The 24,290-nt window shown below is 49.1% G+C and carries 22 protein-coding genes; 8 read left to right on the top strand and 14 right to left on the bottom strand.

Going from position 1 to position 24,290, the window contains the following annotated elements; all coding sequences use genetic code 11:
• Nucleotides 1-55 precede the first annotated feature (55 nt).
• Together AB4Y93_RS22665 and AB4Y93_RS22660 are read left to right on the top strand one after the other, a co-directional pair.
• Entirely contained in the window at nucleotides 56-1,045 is a 990-nt protein-coding gene (locus AB4Y93_RS22665) for a phosphodiester glycosidase family protein (protein WP_441895311.1), read from the top strand.
• An 18-nt stretch (nucleotides 1,046-1,063) separates the two neighbouring features.
• Nucleotides 1,064-2,077, top strand: coding sequence for a glycosyltransferase (locus AB4Y93_RS22660; protein ID WP_441895309.1), 1,014 nt, complete (start codon nucleotides 1,064-1,066; stop codon nucleotides 2,075-2,077).
• A 301-nt stretch (nucleotides 2,078-2,378) separates the two neighbouring features.
• Here AB4Y93_RS22660 and AB4Y93_RS22655 read toward each other — a convergent pair whose 3' ends face one another.
• Nucleotides 2,379-3,074 (bottom strand): response regulator, encoded by a 696-nt coding sequence (locus tag AB4Y93_RS22655; RefSeq protein WP_441895307.1) that lies wholly within the window; start codon nucleotides 3,072-3,074, stop codon nucleotides 2,379-2,381.
• Nucleotides 3,075-3,080: 6 nt separating this feature from the next.
• Nucleotides 3,081-4,616 (bottom strand): sensor histidine kinase, encoded by a 1,536-nt coding sequence (locus AB4Y93_RS22650; protein ID WP_441895305.1) that lies wholly within the window; start codon nucleotides 4,614-4,616, stop codon nucleotides 3,081-3,083.
• Nucleotides 4,617-4,847: 231 nt separating this feature from the next.
• Here AB4Y93_RS22650 and AB4Y93_RS22645 point away from each other — a divergent pair, with 231 nt between their 5' ends.
• The 4 genes from AB4Y93_RS22645 (at nucleotide 4,848) to AB4Y93_RS22630 (ending at nucleotide 9,335) form a co-directional block, all read left to right on the top strand.
• Entirely contained in the window at nucleotides 4,848-6,137 is a 1,290-nt protein-coding gene (locus tag AB4Y93_RS22645; RefSeq protein ID WP_441895303.1) for an ABC transporter substrate-binding protein, read from the top strand.
• 74 nt (nucleotides 6,138-6,211) lie between these two features.
• Nucleotides 6,212-7,102, top strand: a complete 891-nt coding sequence (locus tag AB4Y93_RS22640) for a carbohydrate ABC transporter permease (protein ID WP_441895301.1) — start codon at nucleotides 6,212-6,214, stop codon at nucleotides 7,100-7,102.
• 18 nt (nucleotides 7,103-7,120) lie between these two features.
• Nucleotides 7,121-7,966: a carbohydrate ABC transporter permease gene (locus AB4Y93_RS22635; protein ID WP_441895300.1), complete on the top strand. Its 846-nt coding sequence runs from the start codon at nucleotides 7,121-7,123 to the stop codon at nucleotides 7,964-7,966.
• Between the two features lie 22 nt (nucleotides 7,967-7,988).
• Complete coding sequence (locus tag AB4Y93_RS22630; protein ID WP_441895298.1) at nucleotides 7,989-9,335, top strand: glycoside hydrolase family 5 protein; 1,347 nt, start codon at nucleotides 7,989-7,991, stop codon at nucleotides 9,333-9,335.
• A 44-nt stretch (nucleotides 9,336-9,379) separates the two neighbouring features.
• Here AB4Y93_RS22630 and AB4Y93_RS22625 read toward each other — a convergent pair whose 3' ends face one another.
• The 4 genes from AB4Y93_RS22625 to AB4Y93_RS22610 all read right to left on the bottom strand — a co-directional run bounded on the left by AB4Y93_RS22625 (nucleotide 9,380) and on the right by AB4Y93_RS22610 (nucleotide 12,473).
• The gene (locus tag AB4Y93_RS22625; protein WP_441895296.1) at nucleotides 9,380-9,961 is read right to left on the bottom strand and encodes a TIGR00730 family Rossman fold protein; all 582 of its coding nucleotides are present in this window, start codon (nucleotides 9,959-9,961) and stop codon (nucleotides 9,380-9,382) included.
• A gap of 17 nt (nucleotides 9,962-9,978) precedes the next feature.
• Nucleotides 9,979-10,299, bottom strand: coding sequence for a MazG nucleotide pyrophosphohydrolase domain-containing protein (locus AB4Y93_RS22620; protein ID WP_167281558.1), 321 nt, complete (start codon nucleotides 10,297-10,299; stop codon nucleotides 9,979-9,981).
• Nucleotides 10,300-10,403: 104 nt separating this feature from the next.
• Entirely contained in the window at nucleotides 10,404-11,204 is an 801-nt protein-coding gene (locus tag AB4Y93_RS22615; protein ID WP_441895294.1) for a lipase family protein, read from the bottom strand.
• A gap of 324 nt (nucleotides 11,205-11,528) precedes the next feature.
• The gene (locus AB4Y93_RS22610) at nucleotides 11,529-12,473 is read right to left on the bottom strand and encodes a helix-turn-helix transcriptional regulator (RefSeq protein ID WP_441895292.1); all 945 of its coding nucleotides are present in this window, start codon (nucleotides 12,471-12,473) and stop codon (nucleotides 11,529-11,531) included.
• A gap of 98 nt (nucleotides 12,474-12,571) precedes the next feature.
• Here AB4Y93_RS22610 and AB4Y93_RS22605 point away from each other — a divergent pair, with 98 nt between their 5' ends.
• Complete coding sequence (locus AB4Y93_RS22605; protein WP_441895290.1) at nucleotides 12,572-13,762, top strand: MFS transporter; 1,191 nt, start codon at nucleotides 12,572-12,574, stop codon at nucleotides 13,760-13,762.
• A 103-nt stretch (nucleotides 13,763-13,865) separates the two neighbouring features.
• Nucleotides 13,866-14,504 carry a DUF2306 domain-containing protein gene (locus tag AB4Y93_RS22600; RefSeq protein ID WP_441895289.1) on the top strand — a complete coding sequence of 213 codons (639 nt, stop codon included), beginning with the start codon at nucleotides 13,866-13,868 and terminating at the stop codon, nucleotides 14,502-14,504.
• Between the two features lie 38 nt (nucleotides 14,505-14,542).
• Here the strand turns inward: AB4Y93_RS22600 and AB4Y93_RS22595 are convergent, their stop codons facing one another.
• The 8 genes from AB4Y93_RS22595 to AB4Y93_RS22560 all read right to left on the bottom strand — a co-directional run bounded on the left by AB4Y93_RS22595 (nucleotide 14,543) and on the right by AB4Y93_RS22560 (nucleotide 24,285).
• Nucleotides 14,543-15,493 (bottom strand): NAD(P)H-binding protein, encoded by a 951-nt coding sequence (locus AB4Y93_RS22595; RefSeq protein WP_441895287.1) that lies wholly within the window; start codon nucleotides 15,491-15,493, stop codon nucleotides 14,543-14,545.
• A gap of 113 nt (nucleotides 15,494-15,606) precedes the next feature.
• Nucleotides 15,607-16,128 carry a TetR/AcrR family transcriptional regulator gene (locus AB4Y93_RS22590; protein WP_441895285.1) on the bottom strand — a complete coding sequence of 174 codons (522 nt, stop codon included), beginning with the start codon at nucleotides 16,126-16,128 and terminating at the stop codon, nucleotides 15,607-15,609.
• Between the two features lie 221 nt (nucleotides 16,129-16,349).
• Nucleotides 16,350-18,311 (bottom strand): GTP-binding protein, encoded by a 1,962-nt coding sequence (locus AB4Y93_RS22585; RefSeq protein WP_441895284.1) that lies wholly within the window; start codon nucleotides 18,309-18,311, stop codon nucleotides 16,350-16,352.
• A 38-nt stretch (nucleotides 18,312-18,349) separates the two neighbouring features.
• Complete coding sequence (locus AB4Y93_RS22580) at nucleotides 18,350-19,645, bottom strand: MFS transporter (protein WP_441895282.1); 1,296 nt, start codon at nucleotides 19,643-19,645, stop codon at nucleotides 18,350-18,352.
• Between the two features lie 126 nt (nucleotides 19,646-19,771).
• Entirely contained in the window at nucleotides 19,772-21,064 is a 1,293-nt protein-coding gene (locus tag AB4Y93_RS22575; RefSeq protein WP_441895281.1) for an amidohydrolase family protein, read from the bottom strand.
• A 14-nt stretch (nucleotides 21,065-21,078) separates the two neighbouring features.
• Nucleotides 21,079-21,774 carry an NAD(P)H-dependent oxidoreductase gene (locus tag AB4Y93_RS22570; protein ID WP_441895279.1) on the bottom strand — a complete coding sequence of 232 codons (696 nt, stop codon included), beginning with the start codon at nucleotides 21,772-21,774 and terminating at the stop codon, nucleotides 21,079-21,081.
• An 81-nt stretch (nucleotides 21,775-21,855) separates the two neighbouring features.
• A complete protein-coding gene (locus tag AB4Y93_RS22565) occupies nucleotides 21,856-22,854 on the bottom strand; it encodes an ABC transporter substrate-binding protein (RefSeq protein ID WP_441895278.1) in 999 nt (332 codons plus the stop codon).
• Nucleotides 22,855-22,950: 96 nt separating this feature from the next.
• The gene (locus tag AB4Y93_RS22560) at nucleotides 22,951-24,285 is read right to left on the bottom strand and encodes an amidohydrolase family protein (RefSeq protein ID WP_441895276.1); all 1,335 of its coding nucleotides are present in this window, start codon (nucleotides 24,283-24,285) and stop codon (nucleotides 22,951-22,953) included.
• Nucleotides 24,286-24,290: the final 5 nt, after the last annotated feature.

The raw sequence follows: 24,290 nt of genomic DNA, 5'->3' as shown, positions 1-24,290 counted from the left end.
AAAGGTTGTCGATCTAAGATTACTCCATAACACAAGGCAAACGCCTATTGAAGGAGTGATCATTATTATCCGCACCAGCAAAAAAACCAAAATCATCACCATCATAGTTGTCGTCCTGCTTATCAGTTCAGCCATTCTCTATAAGCTGGCCGATCGTTATTTGATCGAGCATGTCGAGGTGAAGGTGACCTCAAATCCAACGATTACGGAGAGCTCGAGCTCTAATTCCAGTTCAAACTCAAATTCTAGTTCAAGCACTGGAACGTTAACCACCCCCTCCACAGATGCCGTATCCGATGATTGGAACTACAAGGATGACAAGCAGACGATCAGCATCAAGAAGGTGGAGACCGGTACCGGTTCGGATATGATCACCTATTATGTCGCCGATGTGACCTTTAACAGCACAACCAACCTGCTTACCGCTTTCGCCAAAGATTCCTTTGGCACCAATATTATTCAGAATACGTCGACAATCGCGGCTAATCACAATGCGGTCTTCGCCATTAATGGCGATTACTACGGCTTCCGCGAGGATGGCGTCGTCATCCGCAATGGCACCGTGTACCGGGATAATCCTGCAAGAGTTGGTCTCGCCATGTTTAGCGACGGTACGATGAAGTCTTACGATGAAGAAGAAACCTCCACAGATGATCTGCTCGCTCAAGGGGTAACCAATGCCTTCTCCTTCGGACCAGCACTGGTTACAAACGGTGAGATCGCCGGTGATTTCAGCCATGTCGAGATCGACAAGAACTTCGGCAACCGCTCGATCCAGGCATCTAATCCACGGACAGGCATCGGAATGATCTCGGCGAACCACTACCTGTTCGTCATCGTCGACGGACGGAGCTCGGGTTACAGCCGTGGGATGACACTGACGGAATTCGCTGATTTGTTCAAGGAGCTTGGAGCAACAGAAGCTTACAACCTCGATGGCGGCGGCTCGTCTACGATGTATTTCCAGGGTCGGGTGGTTAACAATCCACTGGGCAAGGGGCAAGAGCGTGGTGTCAGCGATATTATCTATATTCCTCAATCCTAAGACATGGAGGCAAATGATATGACTATACTTATCCCCTCCTACGAGCCGGATGAAAGGCTGCTAGCTCTTATTCACAATCTAAAAGAAGAGGCCGGTGATGCCCCTATCCTAATTGTAGATGACGGCAGTGGCGAGGATTATCGTGGGATCTTCCAATCCGCAGAACAAGCCGGCTGTACGGTTCTGACGCATGCCAGTAATCGAGGTAAAGGCAGCGCGCTTAAGACAGGCTTCGATTATGTAAGACAGCATGGTGATGCAGACGGCGTTGTGTGTGCTGACAGTGATGGACAGCATCTACCGGAGGATATCTTCAGAATATCGGATGCTGTTCGCAAGAACCGCAATCATATTGTATTAGGAAGCAGACAATTCACAGGCAAGGTACCGCTGCGCAGCCGCTTCGGCAATTCGGCGACCCGGATGGTCTATGCGCTCGCAACCGGCAGACCTATTCAAGATACACAGACCGGCCTTCGGGGGTATTCCTCCGATATGCTGGACTGGCTGTGCGAGGTGCCGGGTGACCGGTTCGAATATGAAATGAACATGCTGCTGGAAGCGCCCAAGGCAGGCTATGATTTTGTAGAGGTGCCGATCGAGACGGTCTATCTGGAGGATAACAAATCCTCCCACTTCCGCCCGCTTACGGATTCAGCCAGAATCTATTTTCCGTTCCTGAAGTTCTGCACCTCGTCCGGCTTCTCAGCCGTTCTCGATTTTGTCCTGCTGTTCCTGCTGCAGTGGCTGACCTCAAACTTGCTCGTATCGGTGATGGGAGCAAGGCTGGTCAGCTCGATCTTCAACTTCTCGATGAACCGCCGATTTGTATTTACGGAAGGACAAGGGATTGCGATCAAGAAGTCGCTCCCCCGTTATTTCTCCCTTGTTATCGTGATTATGATATCGAACTATGCCCTTCTATATCTGTTCCATGAGAGCATCGGCATCCCATTATTCGTGGCCAAACTGATGACCGAAGTGTTCCTATTCGCCTTCAGCTACATGGTACAGCGAAAGTTCGTTTACTAATAGGTCAGAAAAATAAGGCTGTCCATAAGTCATCAAAAATGACAGTGGACAGCCTTTGCTTTTTCGGTGCGTTGGATTTTCTACATTAAAATCATCCGTTTAAGCTGCTTCGTATTCACTACAATGGATTTCATCCAACGTAATCCTCGCTGAAATGAGACAACTAAGCTGTAAAGCCCATAATACTACATTTATTCCAACGCAGAAGGTCCAATAACAACAACTATCGTTCTATACTGGATGAAATCCATTGTAGGCTTTATCCGCCCTGAGCTAATGGAACTATTGCAGCTAGCTCTAATTAATTCTTCGCCTTACGCTGCGACAAAATCTCTGGAATATGCAGCTCCCGCAGGAGCACCACAACTTCCACGACACTGCTTTTATTAAACTTCTTGAGAATGCTGTTAATCTGCGATTTCAAGGTCGATGGCTCGACATGCCGCAGCTTGCAGATTTCCTGTCGGGTATAATCCTTCATTAAGAGCTCCAACACTTCAAGCTCCGTTGGTGTCAGCTGGGTGAAAATATAGAAGTTATGAAGCAGACTGTCTTCCGTTGTCTTAATCCGCTTAAATTCCCTCGTAATCTTCCCTGCGATGTTCGAGTGCAGAGATGGACGGTCATAATAGGCATCCTTGACCGCTTCCAAAATCGTCTCAGCGGGCATATTTTTCAGTAAATAATTGGTTGCCCCAAGCTCAAACGCGCGGAATACCGTCTCATCCGTCTCGCACACCGTCAGCATCACAATCTTAATATCCGGCATATAGTTCAAAATCTCCGACGTTGCCCGAAGGCCCGCTTGCTTATCTTCAAGCTCGATATCCATTAAGATAACATCGGGCTTATTCAGAGCGGCCAGCATCGTTCCTTCATAGCCGCTTGCCGCCCGCCCGACAAATTCAATCTCTTCATCCTTTGACAGAATCATCTGATATCGCTTACAAATTAAGGGATCATCTTCTACAATCAGTACTTTAATGGGCATGCTCATGCTGCCTCATCTCCTTTCCTGCTTGTCCATTGAAAGTAACGGCATAACGATATGAAACGCGCTGCCTGTCCCTACCTTACTATCTACACTAATCTTGCCGCCGTGAGAGGTAATAATCGTATGACAGATCGACAACCCCATTCCCCAATTGGTTGCAGTAGGCTTGGACGAATAGAACGGCTGAAAAATATTCACCAGATTTTCTTCCGATATGCCTGGTCCGTTATCTTGAATGACGAGCTCAACCCACTTATTTTTCACATTTACGATCATATCAATTTGCCTGGATTTCTCCGGGACAAACTCCAATGCTTCCGCAGCATTCGCAATCATATTTTCGATGGCTTGAGAGAAGTAATAAGGATCTGCCATAATCATAACCCGTCTCTCGGATCTGGCGTAATTCACCTTAATGGCTTTCAATTCCGCGCTCATCTCGGCTAGCAGCTTATCTAACAGATCGAACAAAAGCACAGGCTCCAGCTCGATCCTGGACTTCAGGTTCTTCTGATGGATCGCATCAAGGCGAGTATAGACCTTATTGCAGCGCTGTTCAATGACACGAATTTCCTCCACGACTTCAGGCGACTCTTCGCATAAGCTTTCCAGATATTCCGATTGCGCTTTGATCGCAAGCAGCTCGTTCTTAATATAGTGGCTGAACACCTGCGAAGTTAACAGGGCAGAATCGATATTGTGTGAAATAATCGTCTCCTGGTTGTTAATCTTATTTTGAATACGGGCGTACTTATAGATGCTGTACAAGCTGATGAATAAACAAAAACCCGAGACATAAGGCAATAACGAGTAAATAGACGGGTTACCCACCAGATTGATTGGCTTATAGCGGATAAAATGAGCAGCCTTCGACACTTTGACCAATACATCAGGAGCCCAGTAGTTCATATAGTAATACGTCGTATGAACGGATACATAGGAGATGAGAATCATGACGATATTGCTTCGTATTTGCCGGACTTTCGGGGCATTATACAGAGCATAGAGAAGCAGAATAATGCCCGCAGCAATGTATAGGGCATTCATAAGCAGAGTAACGGTATGAATCGATTCATAGACCGTGTTAAATCGTTGCGCAGACATAAAGTCAGGATAAAGCCAGTAATACAAATGAGCGTAAAAGGATGGATCATAGATAACGACCTGCAGCACGCATGGAACAGCAATTAGAGCGAGCAGCCATCTGCTTCGTCTTGCGGTTAGATCAAAGGCGAAATACATAGCCGAGCAAAGCCCGGTAAAGAGAAACATCACCGTAAACAAATGAAAGATGCGAATAAGCACAAGCCGCGAGATCGGCAGGAACAACAGCTGATTCTGCAAGCTTTTTTGGATGCCGAAGTAATTAGCCATACTGTTGTAATAATAAGCATCCTTACACATGTACGTAATAATGCAGGTGACGACGATCAGATAGGACAAGCCCATTAGCAGCATAAACAAAGTAGCCTTCGTATATTTCTGTTGCGTCAGGCAGAATACGGCGATCGCTATAAATAAAAGGAATACCAAGAAGATAAACATAGCTGCCATCCTTTCATGACCAAATAAAATTTATTTTATTTGATCTTCGCCCAGCTGTGGAGGTTGAAGTTTTATACAACCACCTCTCTATATACTCCTGTAAATTCGCAATGATTTATACCCTTTGCCCCCCTCCCTCCTAGGATAAGCGATGATAAAACTTCAACCTTACCGGATTTCCCGATCAGATTTACTATAAAAGGACTACAAAACTTAGGAGGGAACATCACGATGAAAACTCGCAGCTACCTCAGCTTAGCCCTTATTGCAGCTCTTGGCGTAACCGCTGCCGGATGCGGCTCCAACGATACAAATTCACCTAATGCTTCAGCAGACGGCGGTAAAAAGGTTTTGCAATATTACACCTGGACGGATGAAGCCGATTACATGCAAAAGGTTGTCGACGCCTTTAATGCACAGAGCAGCACCGTCGAGGTAAAGATGAACACGATCAGCAATAATGCAGATGAGTATAACACAAAAATCATGAACAACCTGACCGGCGGTTCCAAAATGGATCTGTACAGCATCAATGGCACATCCAGCCTTGGCCTCTACTCTTCTAAGAACCAGCTCGTTGATCTGACGGACAAGATCAAATCAGCTAACCTGGACGTTGGTGCTTACGGTCCAAGCTATCAGGATATTGTAGAGACGCTGAACCAAGGCAAATATTACGCCCTTCCTTACCGTACTTCTGAATATGCCTTGTTCTATAACAAGGCCATCTTTGATAAAGAAGGCATTCCTTATCCAACTCAGATGACCTGGGATCAATATGCAGATCTGGCGAAACAGCTGACCAAAGGCGACGGAACAAGCAAGCAATGGGGTGGTTACTTCGCAGATTGGCTGACAGCACCACTTGGTGCGCTGCAGAAAGGGACTACCATCCTCGATGACAGCCTGGATGATGTAGCGGAGTGGCTCGACTTCCAAAACCGCTTGTACTACAAAGATCAGTCCCATATGAGCTACAAGCAAATGAAGGGTGAAAGCGTCGACTGGATCAAGCAGTTCGAGAGCGGCAATGTTGCCATGCTGGTTAACGGCGAATGGACCGTTAATATGCTGAAAGCCGATATTGCCAGCGGCAAGACGGATATCAACTTTGATATGGCTCCACTTCCACTTCCGGAAGGAACAACTGATCCCGTTACGGTTGGCGGTGTGAGTACGTTTATCGGTATTAACCCAGCTAGCAAGAACACGGATGCAGCCTTCGAATTTGTTTCGTTCTTAGCCGGCGAGCAAGGCGAATCTATTATTGCGCAATCTAGTGTACTGCCAGCTTACTCCAGCGATAAAACAAAGGATGCGTTCCTGAACGCTACCGGCATTCAAGGCAGCGGCTACTTCTTCGAAGCAAATACCGTTATTGAAAATCAGCCGGTTGCTCAAATCGATGAAATTAACCGTGTATACAACGAGCAGCGTGATCTATTCCTGTTCGAAGAGGAAGATTCGGCGAAAGCCATTACGAACTTCCTGAATAATCGTAAATCCGCTCTTAACCCGTAAGCATAACTCAGCAGTAGTCGGCTTCCGCTTCTTATGACGGAAGCCGATCTTATTTCAGCAAGGAGGTCCAATCCATGACCAGCAGACGACTGCCTCATTACAAGCCGTATCTGACGGGGACGCTCTTTATCCTTCCGGCTTTCGTGCTGTTCGCTGTCTTTATCTTGATCCCACTCATTTATGGCTTTGTCATGAGCTTTACCGATTATGGCGGCTTTAATGTGAAATCGAATTTTATCGGCTTTGACAACTATACGAAGCTGTTCAAAGATGATTATTTTCTCGTATCACTCAAGAACAACCTGATCTACACCGTTTTGTTCGTTCCGTTAACGATGCTGCTGTCGCTTCTTGCAGCGATCGCACTGAATTCCGTTTTACATCTGCGCAAGTACTTGCGCATGGCGTTTTATTTTCCGCAAATAACGTCTATGGTATCGATCGCAATCGTCTGGGCACTGCTGTTCAATCCGATGTCCGGCCCGATTAATCATATGCTTGAAGCAATAGGAATCGCCAATCCGCCGGAGTGGCTCATGTCCTCGAAGTGGGCGCTGCTCGCTATTGTTATTGTTGCCGTATGGAAGAGCTTTGGCTATTACATGATTATTTTGCTGGCGGGCATTCAAGGCATTCCGATTCATCTATACGAGTCCGCGAAGCTGGATGGTGCGAACAAGTTCAAGCAGTTTCTGTACATTACGCTGCCATCGCTGTCACCAACTTTGTTTATGGTTCTCATTCTTACCATTATTAACTCCTTCCAGGTGTTTGACCTGGTATCCGTTATGACGGACGGCGGACCGGGCCGCTCGACGAACGTGCTTGTCTTCCGTATTTATCAGGAAGCGTTCGTGAACTACCGGATGGGCTATTCCGCGGCAATGTCGACCGTGCTGTTCCTGATCATAATGATTATTTCCCTGATTCAATTCCGTTTAGAGAAAAAATGGGTGACTTACTAAGATGGAAGCGAGGTACTCATGATGGATGTCACTGTTAAATCAAAATGGGGCAAGCTTGCCAGCTATGTGTTGCTCGTCGTATTAACACTCTTTTCGATTGCGACTCTGTTTCCGTTCTTATGGATGATCTCGACATCGCTTAGGACGGACGTAGATTTGTTCAATAATCCGATGAACTGGATTCCAAGCAAGCTCTATTTGCACAATTATCAAGAAGTATGGACGGCGATCCCGTTTGGCCGATACTTCCTCAATACACTTAAGCTTTCTGCCATTATTACCATTCTGCAGGTTGTCATCTGTTCCATGGCGGCTTACGCCTTCGCGAAGCTGAAGGTGCCGTTCAAGCAGACGATCTTTATCCTGTTCATGACGAATCTGATGATGCCTTGGCATTCGATCATGGTTCCGCAGTTCGCGATTGTCAGCAAGCTCGACTTGTATAACACGCATACCGGCTATGTCCTTATTCAATTATTCAGCGGCTTTGGTATTTTCCTAATGCGTCAATTTTTCCTCAGCCTGCCGAACGAACTGAATGAAGCAGCCCGAGTGGACGGCCTCAGCGAGTGGAAGATCTTCTGGAAGATCATTATGCCGCTCTCGGCGCCAAGCTTGTCCACCTTCGCGATCTTCACCTTCACTTTTATGTGGAACGACTATCTGGCACCGCTTATTTACTTGAACGACGATATGCTGAAGACCCTTCAGCTTGGCCTTAAGGCATTCCAGACTGAGCACACCATGGACTACGGCCTGCTGATGGCTGGTACGGTGTTTGCAACGATCCCGATGGTCATTGTGTTCCTGGTTGGCGAACGGTTCTTTATTCAGAGCGTAGCCACTACCGGCATGAAAAACTAACTTTAGAAACGAGGGTTTATAGATGACAACAAACCTGAACAACTTTGTACAAGTACGCGGCGAGGATTTTGTCGTGAACGGAGAAAAAATCTTTTTCCGAGGCTTTGGACTGGGCTCTTGGATGAACCTTGAGCATTTCATGATTGGGCTGCCCGGCACGGACACCATGATTAAGAAAGCATTCGATGAGGTGTACGGCGAGGAGCGCGCTGAGAAGTTTTTCGACCGCTTCCTGCTTGAATTTGTTGATGAGAGAGACTTTGAGTTTCTGAAGAAGATTGGCGTGAACCATCTGCGTATTCCGTTCAACTACAAATATTTTATCGATGATCAGAATCCTGGCGAGTATAAAAAAGAGGGCTTCGTCTATCTCGATCATATCGTCGACTTATGCGAGAAATATGAGATCTACGGTATCCTCGACCTTCACTCCGTACCCGGCGGACAAAATCCGGACTGGCATTGCGATACGAACTCCGGGCTGCCGCTGTTCTGGGAATACAGCGCTTTGCGCGATACGGTCATTAAGCTGTGGGGCCATATCGCTCAGTACTACAAGGATCAGCCTTGGGTTGCCGCTTATGATATCGTAAACGAACCGTCGCAGGTGACCAATGCGAAGGTGTTCAACGAGTTCTATGAGAAAATTATTGCAGAGATTCGCCAGTATGATGAGCATCATATCATCTTCATTGAAGGCAACAAGTTCACCACCGACTTTACGATGATTGATCCAATTGATGATCCGCAGGTTGCTTATGAGTTCCACTTCTACCCGTTTGTGGACGAGCCGGCTGTTCTTACACCGGAGATGGACCGCGCACGCCGCAAAGAAATTTTCGCCGAGGCTTTCGGCAAGCTAGTCAGCATCCGTGAGAAATACAAACGCCCTGTCTGGTGCGGCGAGCTTGGCCTCGTGTTCGAGCAGGAACAGATCGACTTCCAAATGACGATTATTGAAGATATGCTCGACTTGTGTGAAGAGCATGATGTATCGTGGGCGCTCTGGACGTACAAGGATGCGGCGACAATGGGGATTGTATATCCGAAGGCAGATACACCGTGGAGACAATTAACCGATGAGATCAAGCAAGTGTGGAACCAGCATAAGGAGCAGGAAAAAGGCGAAGCGTTGGTCGATTATATGGCGGCAACCTACTTCAGGCCAATCTCGGTAGAAGAGCGTTACCCGCTGCAATTCCGGATGAGAACAATTATGCAGGTCATCTGTGTCGAGCAAATTCTGAAGCCTGCCCTGCAGAAACGTTCGTGGGAAGAGATGTACGAGCTTCCGGCTTCCTTCCACTGGGAGAACTCCGAGCATTGGAGCGAGCTTGCGAACCTGATTGGGAAGTATACAAAGGCTTAAAAGATAATAGAAAAGGACGATATCCACGGATATCGTCCTTTTGCTTATTTGGGCAGCTCAGCCCATTTATTCACCTGCTCCGGCGGGGAGTAAGCGGCCATTTTATCTAATAGTACGGCTGGGCTCTCTTCGAAAAGCATCAGTTCAAGATTCGTGTCCCGCATAAATCCTGCCGCAACAGCCTGATTCAGCATATCTGTAATCGGCTGGTAGAAGCCCTTCACATTCAGAATGCCAACAGGCTTCTTATGTATACCAAGCTGCGCCCAGCTTGCAACCTCAAACAGCTCTTCGAATGTTCCTAGTCCGCCCGGCAAAGCGATGTAACCATCTGACAAATCCGACATAAGCGCCTTCCGCTCATGCATATTGCCAACTTCATGAAATGCCGTCAGACCGGTATGCGCCATCTCACCGTTGAACAGTCCACGCGGCATAACGCCTGTTACTCGTCCGCCATTAGCCAGCACCGCATCGGCGACTCTTCCCATCAAGCCGATTTTGGATCCGCCATACACTAATTCGATCCCATTTGCAGCCATCAGCTCCCCAAGCTGAGTCGCTGCCACCTCATATTCCGGACTGTTTCCAACATTGGAACCAGCAAATACACAAATTTTATTCATCGTGAGTACGCCCCCTGCTATTCCTTGATGTATCGCTTGCTCAGCTTATCCTTATGTGCCTCTAATATTTCACCGATCGTGACATCATACATACTAGCCAGGATAAACACATTGCCTAGAATATCGCCTAGCTCCTCCGTCAATTCCTGCTTCAGCTTGTCAGCAGACTGTACGGCTTCATCCGGTCGATCTCTCCCAATCTCAATTGCCCGCACCGCTCTTGCCGTCTCTCCAACTTCCTCCGTCAGGAAAGCAATCCGTTCGAATGGTCCGTAGTTAGACCAGCCGCGCTGCTTGTAGAAATCTTGAATCCACTGTTGCATTTCGGTTTCCTTCATGATGCTGTCTCCTCTATTGTTGTTGTCCCTTTATTATAAAGTTTGCCCTGTACTCTGCTCAACCGGCAAAAAGAAAGAGGCACCCTGCCGGATGCCTCTTCGCCTTATGAAGGAGTCGCTTGACACTTCGAAATATTATCGTCTGTATCTCCAAGAACGTACAAGTAGGTGCTAAGCGCGTGATAGCATGGGATCGAGTGCTTGATTGGGAATAAGGTCGAGTTGATCTCGAGTCCAGGCTCAAGATGGTGGTAACCTGCGATCTCAACTGGAACTTGAGGCACAATGTCCGGTTTATTGTATACACGAGTGTTAGGGATATTCATCCGTTGGAACGCTTCAACAAAAAGCTTGTCCCCCACACGAGGGGAGGCGAATGTCACCAATTCAACATCGATATTCTTGCTTCCTGCAAGAAAAGCATGCAAAGTCGCCAGCGAGCTGCCTAGACTATGACCGGTTACAAGAAGCTGTGTGCCTTGCGGCAGTGTCTCGATTGAATCCATCAACGATTGGGAGGGCAGGCTTGCATCTGCATATTCCACCATCATGCTGCGGTACAAGTTCGTAAATCCACGCTCAGTCTTGCCGCCGTTTGGAACCTCATGGAAGGTCTCCAGCACAAACTCGAAATCCGCCAGCCAGTCTAGCGCGCTCTCCGTTCCACGAATGACCACTGCCTGATGCAGTGGATTATCTGAAGATCTCGCGATATAACCAGCAAACTCTCTTTCCTTCAGATCCTCAAGACGGGGTATCATTGTCAAATTCGCGACCAGTTCCCAGCCTGCCGGAAAATCCGTTGGCACCACTGGCGAAAGATGATTCTGCGCATACATCTCATAAGCAACCTTTACAAGCTTCCCCCAATCAATCAGCTTCTCCATACTAATCGTATTACTCATTCGAACTAGCTCCCCCTACACATGCCAAAATGGTTATTCCTACCTTTATTTCGACAAATACAGGAAAAAACCTCCAGCGGCAGCTGCTTGATAAATCCCTTTCGAGTGGACAAAAAAAAGGAGCTGCTCAACGGACAGCTCCATCTTGTTAGGCAACAAGTACCCTTACCCCGCCATTTGTCGGGATCTCGCCTTTGGTCCACCATTTTGGTTGTAAGCGTCAATGCAGCGCTCGCCGTCAACAATCCAACCCTCTTCATAGACCATGCCAAAAAGCCCCCTTGCCTTCCAGCAAAAGGGGTTCTTTTCTCTTCCTATTTGCGATCAGCGATAACGGTCCATTAGCCCCGCCAAGCTGATCCGCACCGCTTTCCGTAGTTCATCTGGCCCCTTGAGCACCACTTCTTCTCCAAGCCCAATTAAAAATTCTGTATAAAAAGGAATATCCCCGCGGGATACGTCCACGTCAATCAGGCCGCTGCCATCCTCTCGGACCTGCAGCATAGGGGCCAGCCATAGCTCCGCTTCGCATCGCTGAACACCTACCCTGCTTAGCTCCAAGTGCAGACGGATCGGATCACTTGGCGCCACTGTCGCCTGGCGGCTAAGACGGATATCCCCGAGATCCTTCTTAGCCGTACCCGAAGTATCCTCTGAGGCTGAGCGGATTCGATCGCACCGGAATACACGGAAGCCTTCGCGCAGGAAGCAATACGCCGTGCAGTACCAGAGCCCGTTATGGGCATAAATGCATACCGGCTGGATTTTACGGCATCCCGCTTCGCTGTCCTTCGTCTCATACTCGATATCTAACAACTTCTGGTCTACCGCTGCATCCAGCAGCACGGACAGGCAGGGAGCATCTCCCCGCCTTGTTGGCGTAATGAAATCAACCCTATGCTTCATGCTGTCGATGCGGTCTCGTACATCACCAGGCATATGCAAATAAAATTTGTTCAGCGCTGAAGCGGTTTCCGTTTCGAATGGTAAGGATGAGTAATGTCGCAAAGCATGCACCGCGAAGAACATTGCAACCGCCTCTTCTTCCGTAAATGCAATCGGAGGCAGCACTCTCTCCCTCAATACCTGATAACCCCCGTGTGGCCCCACTTCTGAATAGAGAGGAACACCCAGCTCACTCAGCTCTTGTAAATCTCTTAGAATGGTTCGCTTGGAGACACCAAACTCATCGGCCAGCTCCTGCACTTTGAAACGGCGTTTACGATTGACGGTCATCATGAGCTCCATTAACCGTTTGGATTTGGACATCCCTATCCCTCCTATTTCAATATCAATGACAGAATGTGTCACTATTATCCGTTACGATAAGGGCAATAAGCAAGACCAAACCAAAGGAGTGAATGACCATGCTCAAATATTCCGTGCTGTTCTTCCTTATTATGTTCATGATAGGAACCGATACGTTCCTGATCTCGCCGCTGCTTCCGACACTTCAGGCGCAATATGGTGTAACCACCAGCATTGCGGGCTGGATGATTGGTGCTTATACGTTAGGCTCTGCCCTGTTTGCACTTATCGCCGGACCTTTATCTGACGGTTGGAACCGCAGAACGGTTATGATCAGCGGACTAGTTGCCTTTTCTATTTCAACCGCCCTCTGCGGCTTTGCAGAAAGCTTTGAAACCATGCTTTTATTCCGCTTCCTTGCCGGTGTCAGCGCTGCCTTCACCGCTCCCCAGGTATGGGCATCTATCCCTGCTGTCATGCCAGCAGCACGTATCGCGAAAACGATGGGGATTGCCTTCGGCGGACTTGCTGCCGCACAGGCGCTTGGTGTACCGATCGGCAGCTGGCTTGCTGTCTCAGATTGGGCCGTCCCTTTCTGGACAATTGGGACTGCTTCGCTACTGCTCGCAGCCGGAGCCTTCTATTTGCTCCCGAATATGAAGCCCAGCAGACAGAACGGGCAGTCCACCTCCATTCTTAGCCGCTATACCCCTTTAATAACCAATGGCAAAGCAAGAAGCGGATTTTTCGCTTACCTGCTGCTCCACCTCGGCAGCGGCACCGCTGTCGCCTTTATCGGCAAATGGATGGCTGACCATTTCGAGCTGTCAGTTGGCGGCATTGGTAACGTTATGATGTGCCTCGGCTTTGGCACGCTGCTTGGAAGCATCATCAGCTCTGCCATTGTTCGCAAGCTGGGTATTACCACTGCGGTTACAGCGGGAATGCTGCTGATCGTTGCCCTCTATGCAGTTGGTCCTCATGCTGCAGGCATCCCGATGACTACTGCTATCTACTTCATCATTTTCACTATTCTCGGCGTGATCTTCCCTCTTGTTATGGGATTGCTCACTGCTCTTAACGCTTCGATTAGGGGAACGATCTCCAGCCTCGCCAACTCCACGATGAATGGAGCAAATACACTAGGAGCCTGGCTGGCCGGTATCCTGTATGTACAGTTTGGCGGCTATGAAGCTATAGGGATCTTCTCTGCGATATGTATTGCTCTATCGCTTGGCGCATTTCGGATAGGCGGCCTGCTCGGGAGTAAGGAAGTGCAGGCCGGGCAGCAGACAAAATCGGTCTCCTGAAATCCTTCATACAGTGTTTTTATCGTTTTTTTAGAAACTCTTTAGAGTCCGTAAACATCCACCAGCTATACTGTGGACACACATCTCAAAGGAGTGCTGTCCAATGAAAAAAAGCTGGTGGATTCTGTTTCTTCTATCCATTGCCATTATGCTGCCTTTTATCATTCCATATCTTAGTTTGAATCCGGCAAGCAGCCGAATAGTCATTTCCTCACGTGCGCTGCAATATCCTGCCTTAGTCATCCATATCGTACTGGCTTTACTCGCCTTAGTTACAGGGTTTCTCCAATTCCACAAAACACTACGAAAGAACAAACCGTCCCTGCATGTCCTGCTTGGCAAGGTGTACGTAAGCTCTGTCTTTATCAGCGGCGGACTTGCCCTCATCCTTATAGGCTACGAACCGGACTACGGAAGAGCCTTGTCTTTTCTTTTCCTGGATCTGTTATGGCTGTTTACAACGGTGAAAGGATTCCGGGCAGCAATGAACAAAGATTTCGAAGCTCATAAAAAGTGGATGATCCGCAGCTTTGCCATGACCTTAACGGCAGTAAGTGCAAGAGCATTTGTCCCGCTGCTAATTCTGACTTACCTGCTGCTGCACCGGTTTTCCCTCCCTGACGGTCGTATGGACATGATTGAGGAGGTGCTGGACAACAATATTTGGGCAGCGCTTATCCTCAACTTTATAATCGTGGAGTGGTACTTACTAAAGCCGCGCCGCGAGCAGCTTTCATTATAACGAGACTCCGCCACCAACTGGGGTAAAATGCCACGATATCATCCCTTAAGATGGTTGATTGTTTCCTTAACTCCCTGCTCGAAGCTTGTTGCTGTAATTGGACCAATAAACCGCTCATATTTTTTAGTACTGAGGCGAAGTGGTTCGGTCGTCAAATAAAGCATCTCCACAACCTCCTTCATAACAGGAACAAACAAGCCAAGCAGCGACAAGCCGACTTTCCCAAGAGGCAGAACGGGTTTGCTGGAGCCGCTGACTCCCTGCGCAATACGGACAATCTCTTGACCTGTGATTACCCCACCGCCAGGTATGTTCCACTCCTGTCTGTAAGACTGATCTCGCAACGAAATTTCGACGATCATGTGTCCGGCATCCGGCAGATAAACATATTCGCGCGGCACATGCATATTGCCGATAAAGAAGGCCATTTTACCAGCAGCAATGGCTTCCAGGGTAGAGCCAAGATACGAGGCCTCATTTGCCGTTGGTCCATAATAATCGGGCAGCCGGACAATGAGGGGACGAGCTCGATTCCACCGTTTATCAAATATCATCTCAGCAAACTTCAGACGGGTGCGCCCTTTACGCGTATGAGGCTGTTTGGGATGCTCCTCGGTTACACTCTCCATCTGCCTTCTTCCATATGGATAGATACCATCTACAACAACGACCTTCAGACCAAGCCGGTTGGCTGCCTCCATAACCGCCTCGCCGAGCGGGAGCAGACGTTCAGCCATCTCATGGTACGGAACATTGGCACAATGGAACATCACATCGGCCCCTATTGATGCCTTCTCCACATCATCGGCTTTGAATGCATCCCCAATGGCAAGCGACAGATGCGCGGGATTGCCTAATTTATTGGCAAATTGCTCCAGCTTAACTCGTGACCGCCCGAAAGCAATGACCGGAATCCCCCGTGTTACTAATTCTTCCGTAATAGCAGCACCTGTGCCGCCTGTCGCCCCAATAACAATTGCCTTATTCATAATGACCACTCCTCATATTTGTGATTGATCAATCACTAACTTTTATTGAATTCAATATAACATCTATTTAGTGATTAATCAATCACTAAATTCCAAGGCTTGGCAGGCCCCTATTATTTGTTCATCAGCTCCGGTATATCGAGTGCCATCGAGATATTGCAAAGCATGCCGCGGGCAAGGAAGAGCAACGCCCTATCCTCAGGATTTGAGAGCCCGTTGTTCTGAAAAGCTTCTAGTACAATACGGCGAACTTCTCTTAGGCCAGACTGCATCGCAGCACGAATTGGCTCCTCCTGCATCGTCTGTGCCTGCATCTGGAGCAGTGTCTCCTGCCGGTGTGCCGCTAGAATTTCTTCATACGTCTCAATTAGTTCCTTCTCCAATTGATCCGGTGATGTTGTTGCGACCACTTGACTGAATGCTTCCGTGATTCTCTCCCACGAAACCTCAAGTGCCGCTAGCATTAACGCTTCCTTCGTCGCAAAGAACTTGAATACATAAGGCTGAGAAATGCCTGCTCGCTGTGCGACCTGGGCTGTTGTTGTGCGGTAATAGCCGGTTTCCGCGAATACCTCAATGGCTGCCGAAATAATCTCCGTCCGCCGGTTAACCGAGGCTGTATCGTTTTTCGCCATCGTCTATCGCTCCTTTTTTAGCTATATTTAGTGATGAATCACTTATTTATCTTTAAGTATATCAATTGCGTGCACAACGCAGCAACCGAAGCCCTTTAAATAGATAGCTAAGGACTCCTGTTTATCATCATCTGGTTTTCTAACGAACCGCGATATCATCTTTTTCACGGAACAGCGTGTCTGCGGTTCGTTAGGATACCATCTATTTAAAGAAACCATCATTACAACAAATGCATCTTTGCTTCCGCTTCATCCCAAGGTACCGTATATCCGCTGCCCTTCGCACAAAAAATCGAAGATGAGCTGTACAGCGGATCAGCATCCTTTCGATAGCCCTTGCGCTCAATGACTTCTTGCTCATTGTGACAGCGGTCATAACCGGCGAAAACAAGCTGAATGCTTCCTCTGCCATGAGTATAGGCAGCAAGCTCCGTGTTGTAATCCATAAAGGTAGCGACAGGCACCTTGCCTGTAACTACCGCATAAGCAGCGGTCGTGTGCGGCGGATCAAACTGCCCAGATGCTCGCTGAAGATCCGATAGAACTTTGCCCAGATGATCAAGCTCTACCTTGATTTTATACTCGTAAAATGGCTCCAGCACCATATTTTCCGCCTTCTCAAGGCCTTGCCTCAACGCCCGGAATGTCGCCTCCCGAAAGTCGCCGCCATGTGTATGCTCATTGTGGGCAGCGCCCGTCAGCAGTGTCACTTTTATATCCGTAAGCGGCATGCCGGTAAGCAAGCCATGATGCTCGCGTTCAAACAGATGCGTCTCAACCAGATTCTGATTGCCGATGGTGAGATCATTCGGATGGCAGGCATTATGATAGGTAATCCCACTACCCCGCTCTCCAGGCTCAAGGAGCAGATGGACTTCGGCATAATGTCTCAAAGGCTCGAAGTGGCCATAGCCTCTCACCGTGCTAGCAATCGTTTCTTTATACAGAATCTCCGGGCTGCCAAAGGCAACCTCAAGCTGGAACCGCTCCTTCACCAATTGCTGCAGCACCTCAAGCTGAATGAGGCCCATCACATGAATATGGATTTCCTGCAGGCTCTCCTCCCAGAGAACATTCAAGGATGGATCCTCCGCATTCAGAATACGGAAGGCCTTCAGCACATCCTTCACATGAAGCGATTCCGAGAAAATAACCTTCGACGTAAGCGCCGGTACAAGTTCATAAGCCAGCTTGTCCGAATAAAGGCCAACGCCTTGCCCCGCCTCGGCACCGGAAAGTCCAACCACAGCAAACAGATCGCCTGCTGTGACCTGATCAACAGCCTGCGATTTGTTTCCGTTAACAAGCAGGAGCCGGGTTGCTTTTTCACATAGCTGCTCCTCTTCATTCCCACTGCTATAGCTAAGTTCATCGCGAACTTTAAGCGTACCGCTCAAGGCCTTGATATAGGTTAATCGCGTACCGTTGCTGTCATGGCGGATTTTATAGACACGTCCTCCGAATGGAGCCTGCTCGTTATAATCAACAATTGTAAGCAGATGCAGCTGTTCTAACAGCTCAATGACGCCAACATCCTGCAAAGCCGAACCACTGGCGCAAGGATACAGCTGACCACTCCGGATCATCTCCTGAAGCGCCTGCAGCCAGAAGGCTTGATCTCCAGCACCCGCAAGAAACGTGTCCAGCAATTGTTCATCCCGCTCCGCCAGACTTTCCATCAAAGCTTCTCCTACTTGGCCGCCAGCGAAGCTGCCATTAAGCATACAAGCATCCGCAGTCAGATGCATTCTGATTTCCTCAAGCACACGATCTACGTCTGCCCCGGTCCGATCCGTTTTGTTAATAAATAAGAAGGTTGGTATGCGATTCTTCCGAAGCAGCTGCCAGACCGTTTCCGTATGTCCCTGCACCCCTTCAACGGCGCTCACTACGAGCACCGCATAATCCATCACCTGAACAGCCCGCTCCATCTCCGGCGAGAAATCGACATGCCCCGGTGTATCAATCAAATAATAAGTAGAACCTTTATAAGTCATAATGGCTTGATCAGCAAATACCGTAATCCCTCTCGCCCGTTCGATATCATGGCTGTCGAGGTAAGCGTCCTTATGATCGACTCTTCCCCGCTCCCGAATACTGTTCGTATGATACAGCAATTGTTCTGCCAGCGTCGTCTTGCCCGCATCGACATGCGCGAACATGCCAATCGTTACATGCTTCATGCGTTTCCCCTTGGTCTGTTGAATTTGCCATTATCATATCATACCGCCTGGTCCGATTGACCACGAGCTTCTAAATTCCTCATAAACAAGGAGATAACAAATGACAACGTCAGTAAAATAAAAGGTACCATACAGATCAGCACGCGGAAAACTGTCTCCGGATGAGGTCCAGGTTCATCACCACTCTGGTATCCGTAAATAAGACCAACAATCCAGAAGGCAAGCGCCGCAATAAGTCCACTCGACCGTGTAATGAACCCGGCAACCGCAGTGTAAATGCCTTCTCTTCTTTGCCCGGTCCTCTCCGCGTCAAGATCAATAATACGAGCACTAAGCATAGCCGGAGTGACCAGAAAGCCCGCCATGCCAAAGCCAACAACAATACCAGCAGCAATGCCGCTGCCAAGATTACCTGCGAACCAAAGCGGAATAACGGACACCGCATATACGGCGAGCGCAAGCCGCCAGCTGTGAAGACCACCAAGCTTCCGGGAGATCAAATACCATATCGCTACAAGCGGAATAATGGAGACGAAGACGGCTCCCATCAGGATAGATACCTCCCCCTCCGAAATGTTGAGCGCATATTTGGCATAAAAGGGAAGTAAGGCTGCGAGGAGACCATTCACCGTCTGTGCAAAAGAGCCTGCAATATTAAATATCCAGAACGGCTTATTCGTCAGTGTCTCACGAAATGACGCAAGAAGCGGAAGCGGTGCTTCCTGATGGGTACTGTCCTTCTCCCGCACGGAGAGGGCAAACCAGGTCATGAATATGCCGAAGATAAACGAGTAGATAACCGACATCCATCCGAAGCCAATCGCTTCGTACAGAATTGGAGTCAGCGCTGTTCCAATTAAAATCGCTACGATCTGGAATCCCTGCTGGACCGCGGATGCTTTCGCCCGCAGCCGGTCTCCCTCGAACAGCTCTGGAAACAATGCCCCGTAGTTCACCCATAGCAGTGTTGCGATCCCCTCGAACAAAACTAATGAAGTAAGCAGCCAGACGAATAACTCCGTATTGCCAAGCCCCTTCGGAACGGAGAAGACCATAATGAATACAAGCATAAAAGCTGGCGTGGAGAAAAAAATCCACGGCCGCCGCCGGCCGTAACGCGTACGGGTCCTGTCGGACAAATAGCCCGCCATCGGATTGTTGACCGCATCCCAGATCAGATAGATCGTACGTGCAATCGTGGCTAACCCGAGGCTGAGGCCCAGCTTTTCCACATAATAGTAATTAAAGAAGGACGCAAAAGCCTGACTTGGCACCATCATCGCAAACATGCCCAGAGCATAGGCAGTTGGAGAATTGATAAATTTCCTGCTCATCGGCCTGCAACACCCCTTGAAAAATCGACTACTTACGTCTTATGCGGCGTGTCCTTTATATATGCGGGCAGTCCCCCTGTTTCGGAAACACAAAAAGAGTGCCCCGCAGGCACTCTTTCGTGTTATTTAAGGAATCGTAATTCTTCCGTCCGCTGTATTCAGAAGACTCGTGACAGCAGGCTTTGTCTCTGCGACCAGCAAGCCTTTCCGATATACGCAGCGTGGTGCTTGGCGCGTCCGGATTAATTCGCCTGTATCAGCCGCTTCAAACAGCAGGAATGACGCAGGATCACCGATTCGAAGTAAGCCATTGTCGAAGCCGTAAGTTTTTCCTATATTCATAGCTTTGGCTCCACCTGTTGTGATCATGCCAACGAGATCCTGCAAGTCCTGTCGGCCAGACATATGAGCCAAGTGGGCTGCCATATGAGCAGCATCCAGCGGATTTCCTGTTCCAAGCGGATAAAATGGCGTACGGATATCGTCATGGGCTAACGCAACGTTGATGCCGTCCCGGTGGAAATCTTGAATACGCGTAATTCCCCGCCCCTTCGGACTCGTATCGTACCGCCCCTGCATGACACTATTGATTAGAGGGCAGGCCACGATCGAAATACCGGATTGACGCACTAGACCAAGCAGCTTCTGAAAGTATGACTCATTGTAATAAGCGGCAGCATTTGCATGAGCGCAAGTTACCTTGGCACCAAGCCCAGTCGATAAGGCAAGCGAAGCACATACCTCCAGATAGCGAGAAGCCTCGTCATCTGTCTCATCGCAGAAGATATGAACAAACGCACCGTAACGCTCTGCCATGCCAAATGCTTTGCGAAGGCTTAACACGCCATCCTCGCGGGTCCGCTCCAGATGAGGAACTGCAGAGACACCATCTGCTCCAAGCCGAAGCGCCTCTTCCATTCGGGCTTCATTATCTGGGTAAGCGACAATGCCGTCCTGCGGAAAAGCAATGACTTGGATATTGATGAGCTCCCGATAACTCTCCTTCAGTTCCAACACAGCCCGCAGCGCCGTAAGCTGAGGGTCACCGATATCGACCATTGCGCGCATGTGCAGAACGCCATAGCCCAGAAACAGCTTTAGTGTACGCTCCGCTCGAACGAGGACATCTTCACGCGTAAGCTGTTTTTTACGAGAAGTCCATATCGATATCCCTTCCGATAACGTGCCGCTTTCATTCCATAAGGGATCACCCGCCGTTAAGGTCGTATCTAGATGAACATGGGATTCAACGAATGGAGGGATCAGCAATTTCCCTTGGGTATGAACGATTTCTTTGGAGGCAGATCCAGCCAAGCTGCCGATTGCAGCAATGATACCGCCGGTAATCCCAATGTCTATCACTCCGTTGCTGCCAGGCAGCCTTACCTGAGAAAGAAGTAGTTCAAATGGTATCGTCATTATATCCCCGCCATTCATTTTATGCCTATGGTTGCTGCTGCAAATCTTGCTACACGAGCACCTAGCCTTCCAGCCATCCGCAGCTCACGCTCATCTGGTGATCTAGAACTGTCAGGGCCAGCTAACGTAGAAGGCCCATACGGTGAACCACCGATCGCATCGGCCGTCAAATATTCCGGATTTTGCGAATACGGCAATCCCACGTATATCATCCCGAAGTGTAAGAGCGGTATGATTGACGTCAATATCGTCGCTTCATGTCCGGTATGAATCGATCCTGCACTCGTCATAACGCCGGTCGGCTTCCCTTCCAACTCTCCACTCGCACATAAACTGCCCGACAGATCAAGGAATGATTTTACTTGCGCGGGCATAGAGCCGTAATACGTGGGAAAACCCCACACAATCCCGTCGGCCCAGCGCAAATCATCAGCGGTTGCCAACGGAACGGACTGTTGAACCTCTTGCGCCGCTTCGTACTTTTCCCATCTGCCTCCGACCCGGAAGGTGCCGGACAACCCGCTGTCCTCTGCCCCCCGCCTGCGTTCCGGATGATCTAGCAGCGCCGTAATGTTATCCGGATGGAGAAAATCAGGAATGCGCACCAGCTTTGCCACATGCCCCTCGCTGACTGCCCCTTCTGCAGCAGCCTCCGCCATCTTGTGAATATGTCCGTACGCGCTGAAATAGATGACCAGTACGTTTGCCATTCCTATCTCCCCTTGATAAAGCGAGAGCCGCGCATACCAGCATGCGGCGGCTCCAGCCTTAGTCCACTCTATTTTCAACAATTACTTGCCTGGCAAGAACTCATTCGTAAAGACATCGTCGATCGGCTCTGCTTTCTTCAGCAGTCCCATGTCAATTAACTGATCCTGCAGACCGGACCAAATGTCTTTGCTCATATAGCCAACGCCATTCGCCTCAGCGTCGCCGCCATAGACAAGCGGCTCTTGGGCTTTGGCGCCAAAGGCCATCGCTTCCAGCTTCAGATCAGGATTTTTCTCTTGCATGACTTTGTTGATTTCTTCGGAATTTGTTTTGTAATAGTCCCAGCCCTTAATGGAGGCTTGCACGTAAGCCTTAACCACATCAGGATGTTTCTTCATGTAATCTTCCGTCGTGTAGAGGATATTGCCATATTGCTTATAGCCGAGGTCGTAGTTGAGGAAATAATCCACATCCACGCCTTCCTGCTGCATCGAGAATGGCTCCGAAGTGACATAGATTTGCGTCGCTGCCGTTGGATCCGCCACGAAGTTAGCAAGTGAACCGGTGTATTTCATTTCGGTAACCTTGTCGAGGCTGTAAGCCTTCTTCAGATACTCCCAGAACACGACGCCGCTGCCGACAAAGATTTTGTTGCCGTTAAGCTCCGTAATATCTTTGTATTGACCCTTGTGGAACATGATCCCTTGCGGATTCTTCTGGAACGTTGCTGCAATCGCTACAAGCGGGATTCCGTTCTGACGTGCCAACAAAATCTCATCCGCCTGCCCCATGCCGAACTCCGCCTTGCCTCCGGCGACGATCTGGGTGGAAGAGATGCCTGGTCCACCGGATTGGATCGTCATATCCAGTCCCGCTTCTTTATAGAAGCCTTTAGAGAGTGCCGCATATTGCCCGCCATGCTCAGGCTCCGCGAACCAGTTGGTCACCTGACTAACCTTCGTGAGTTCCTTTGAATCCCCTGACGAATTATTGCTGCCGCAAGCAGTCAGACTGAGGGTTACGGCCAGAAGCGCGGTGAGTCCACCTATCTTTTTCTTTGCTCCAGTTGTTGTCAGCATGTTTCTCTTCCTCCCTTATCCTCTAAGTAATCTAATCTATATGTGCATCCCTCTTGCTGGGAAAGACACCGCGTAACACGCTAAGTACGGTTTAATCTAGATAGGGGAAATGGTCGTTCCAGAGAAACGGGGCTCCATCCCAAACCGGCTCAGCTTCGAGGCAAACGTCCACTTCGATTTGTTATAAACCCATCGCGTCGACGGCAGCTCCTGGAACAGCTCCTCTTCAGAGCGAGCATCCATAATGACAAAGCTAGCTGGATTGCCGGCTGCTATCCCGTAATTCTGCACACCTGTAATTGCAGCAGGAATGGAAGTCAGCATTCGCAGAACCGAGACGATATCCTCCTCCTTGGCCAGATGAGCAGCGTAAGCAGTCATCAGACCAATCTGCAGCAAATCTCCTCTGCCAAACGGATGGAACGGGTCTTGGATATTGTCCGAAGCAGCAGCGACTGGAACGCCGGCCTCCGCCAGCTCACGTACCCGAGTCACACCACGACGAACATTCCCGCGATCTCCCCGGCCTTGCAAATACAAGTTCACAGCCGGCAGAGTAACTGCCGCAACTCCAGCATCGGCCATTTTCGCAATGAGCCGTTCCGCCTCATGATGCTCCATTGCTGATAAGGAGCAAAGATGTCCGGCTGTCGCACGGCCTCCGTATCCGCCTGCTTTTACGTAATCACAGTAGATATCAATCGTCTTCGTCGATGGATCATCCGATTCATCCGAATGAAGATCAATCGGCTTATCAAATTTCTGAGCAAGCTTGAATGCCCAAGCGATATTGATCTCCGGATTTGGGGACAGATGTGGCGAGCCTCCAACCCCATCAATTCCCATACGAAGCGCTTCAGAGGAAAAGTCGGTCAGTTCGCGCTCATATGCGGGATCATAGAAGAACATCGGGAAATATTGAATATCAATCGTTCCGCTGACGATCTCCCTTGCTTCTAATGCAGCCTCAATTGTTCGCATCGCCATATCACGCCCGAGATGCACCGGTACGTCGAGATGGCTGCGCAGCATAGCCGATCCGTAGGAAGCCGAGCTTAATGCGGCTTTCACGATGCGGTCACGAATGATTTCCTTCGTAAAGGTTGGTGCAACAGAGCGGTAGTTCTCGATTGCCTCAATTAAGGTACCAGACCGGTTGCGGACCCAAGGAAGCGAGTACGCTTTATCCAGATGCATATGGGCATCTACGAAGCCCGGCAGCATCACTTTGCCATCAAGGTCAATAAGAGCAGTCGTCCGCAGTTCGTCGTACTCAAGCAAATGAATGGGTACATGCTCGGAAGAAACAATAATACCTTCCTGCCGCTCAATCGCCGTCCAGCGGCCGTCGTTCACCGATACCGTGTACAACCCTTCGTTTTCTTGCAGCGGAAGCTTCACATTAATGGCTTCCAGATGAAGTGATTGCAATCGAC

It is taken from the genome of Paenibacillus sp. YAF4_2, assembly GCF_052113225.1.
Classification (GTDB): Bacteria; Bacillota; Bacilli; order Paenibacillales; family Paenibacillaceae; genus Pristimantibacillus.
The sequence above is the reverse complement of the archived record's forward strand: the minus strand, read 5'-3'. Positions and strand labels throughout refer to the sequence as shown.

What these genes read in the sequence shown, in the direction of transcription:
- AB4Y93_RS22660 (WP_441895309.1), top strand. Translation starts at nt 1,064, where the DNA reads ATGACTATACTTATCCCCTCCTACGAGCCGGATGAAAGGCTGCTAGCT.
- AB4Y93_RS22655 (WP_441895307.1), bottom strand. Translation starts at nt 3,074, where the DNA reads ATGAGCATGCCCATTAAAGTACTGATTGTAGAAGATGATCCCTTAATT.
- AB4Y93_RS22650 (WP_441895305.1), bottom strand. Translation starts at nt 4,616, where the DNA reads ATGTTTATCTTCTTGGTATTCCTTTTATTTATAGCGATCGCCGTATTC.
- AB4Y93_RS22645 (WP_441895303.1), top strand. Translation starts at nt 4,848, where the DNA reads ATGAAAACTCGCAGCTACCTCAGCTTAGCCCTTATTGCAGCTCTTGGC.
- AB4Y93_RS22640 (WP_441895301.1), top strand. Translation starts at nt 6,212, where the DNA reads ATGACCAGCAGACGACTGCCTCATTACAAGCCGTATCTGACGGGGACG.
- AB4Y93_RS22635 (WP_441895300.1), top strand. Translation starts at nt 7,121, where the DNA reads ATGATGGATGTCACTGTTAAATCAAAATGGGGCAAGCTTGCCAGCTAT.
- AB4Y93_RS22630 (WP_441895298.1), top strand. Translation starts at nt 7,989, where the DNA reads ATGACAACAAACCTGAACAACTTTGTACAAGTACGCGGCGAGGATTTT.
- AB4Y93_RS22625 (WP_441895296.1), bottom strand. Translation starts at nt 9,961, where the DNA reads ATGAATAAAATTTGTGTATTTGCTGGTTCCAATGTTGGAAACAGTCCG.
- AB4Y93_RS22620 (WP_167281558.1), bottom strand. Translation starts at nt 10,299, where the DNA reads ATGAAGGAAACCGAAATGCAACAGTGGATTCAAGATTTCTACAAGCAG.
- AB4Y93_RS22615 (WP_441895294.1), bottom strand. Translation starts at nt 11,204, where the DNA reads ATGAGTAATACGATTAGTATGGAGAAGCTGATTGATTGGGGGAAGCTT.
- AB4Y93_RS22610 (WP_441895292.1), bottom strand. Translation starts at nt 12,473, where the DNA reads ATGTCCAAATCCAAACGGTTAATGGAGCTCATGATGACCGTCAATCGT.
- AB4Y93_RS22605 (WP_441895290.1), top strand. Translation starts at nt 12,572, where the DNA reads ATGCTCAAATATTCCGTGCTGTTCTTCCTTATTATGTTCATGATAGGA.
- AB4Y93_RS22600 (WP_441895289.1), top strand. Translation starts at nt 13,866, where the DNA reads ATGAAAAAAAGCTGGTGGATTCTGTTTCTTCTATCCATTGCCATTATG.
- AB4Y93_RS22595 (WP_441895287.1), bottom strand. Translation starts at nt 15,493, where the DNA reads ATGAATAAGGCAATTGTTATTGGGGCGACAGGCGGCACAGGTGCTGCT.
- AB4Y93_RS22590 (WP_441895285.1), bottom strand. Translation starts at nt 16,128, where the DNA reads ATGGCGAAAAACGATACAGCCTCGGTTAACCGGCGGACGGAGATTATT.
- AB4Y93_RS22585 (WP_441895284.1), bottom strand. Translation starts at nt 18,311, where the DNA reads ATGAAGCATGTAACGATTGGCATGTTCGCGCATGTCGATGCGGGCAAG.
- AB4Y93_RS22580 (WP_441895282.1), bottom strand. Translation starts at nt 19,645, where the DNA reads ATGAGCAGGAAATTTATCAATTCTCCAACTGCCTATGCTCTGGGCATG.
- AB4Y93_RS22575 (WP_441895281.1), bottom strand. Translation starts at nt 21,064, where the DNA reads ATGACGATACCATTTGAACTACTTCTTTCTCAGGTAAGGCTGCCTGGC.
- AB4Y93_RS22570 (WP_441895279.1), bottom strand. Translation starts at nt 21,774, where the DNA reads ATGGCAAACGTACTGGTCATCTATTTCAGCGCGTACGGACATATTCAC.
- AB4Y93_RS22565 (WP_441895278.1), bottom strand. Translation starts at nt 22,854, where the DNA reads ATGCTGACAACAACTGGAGCAAAGAAAAAGATAGGTGGACTCACCGCG.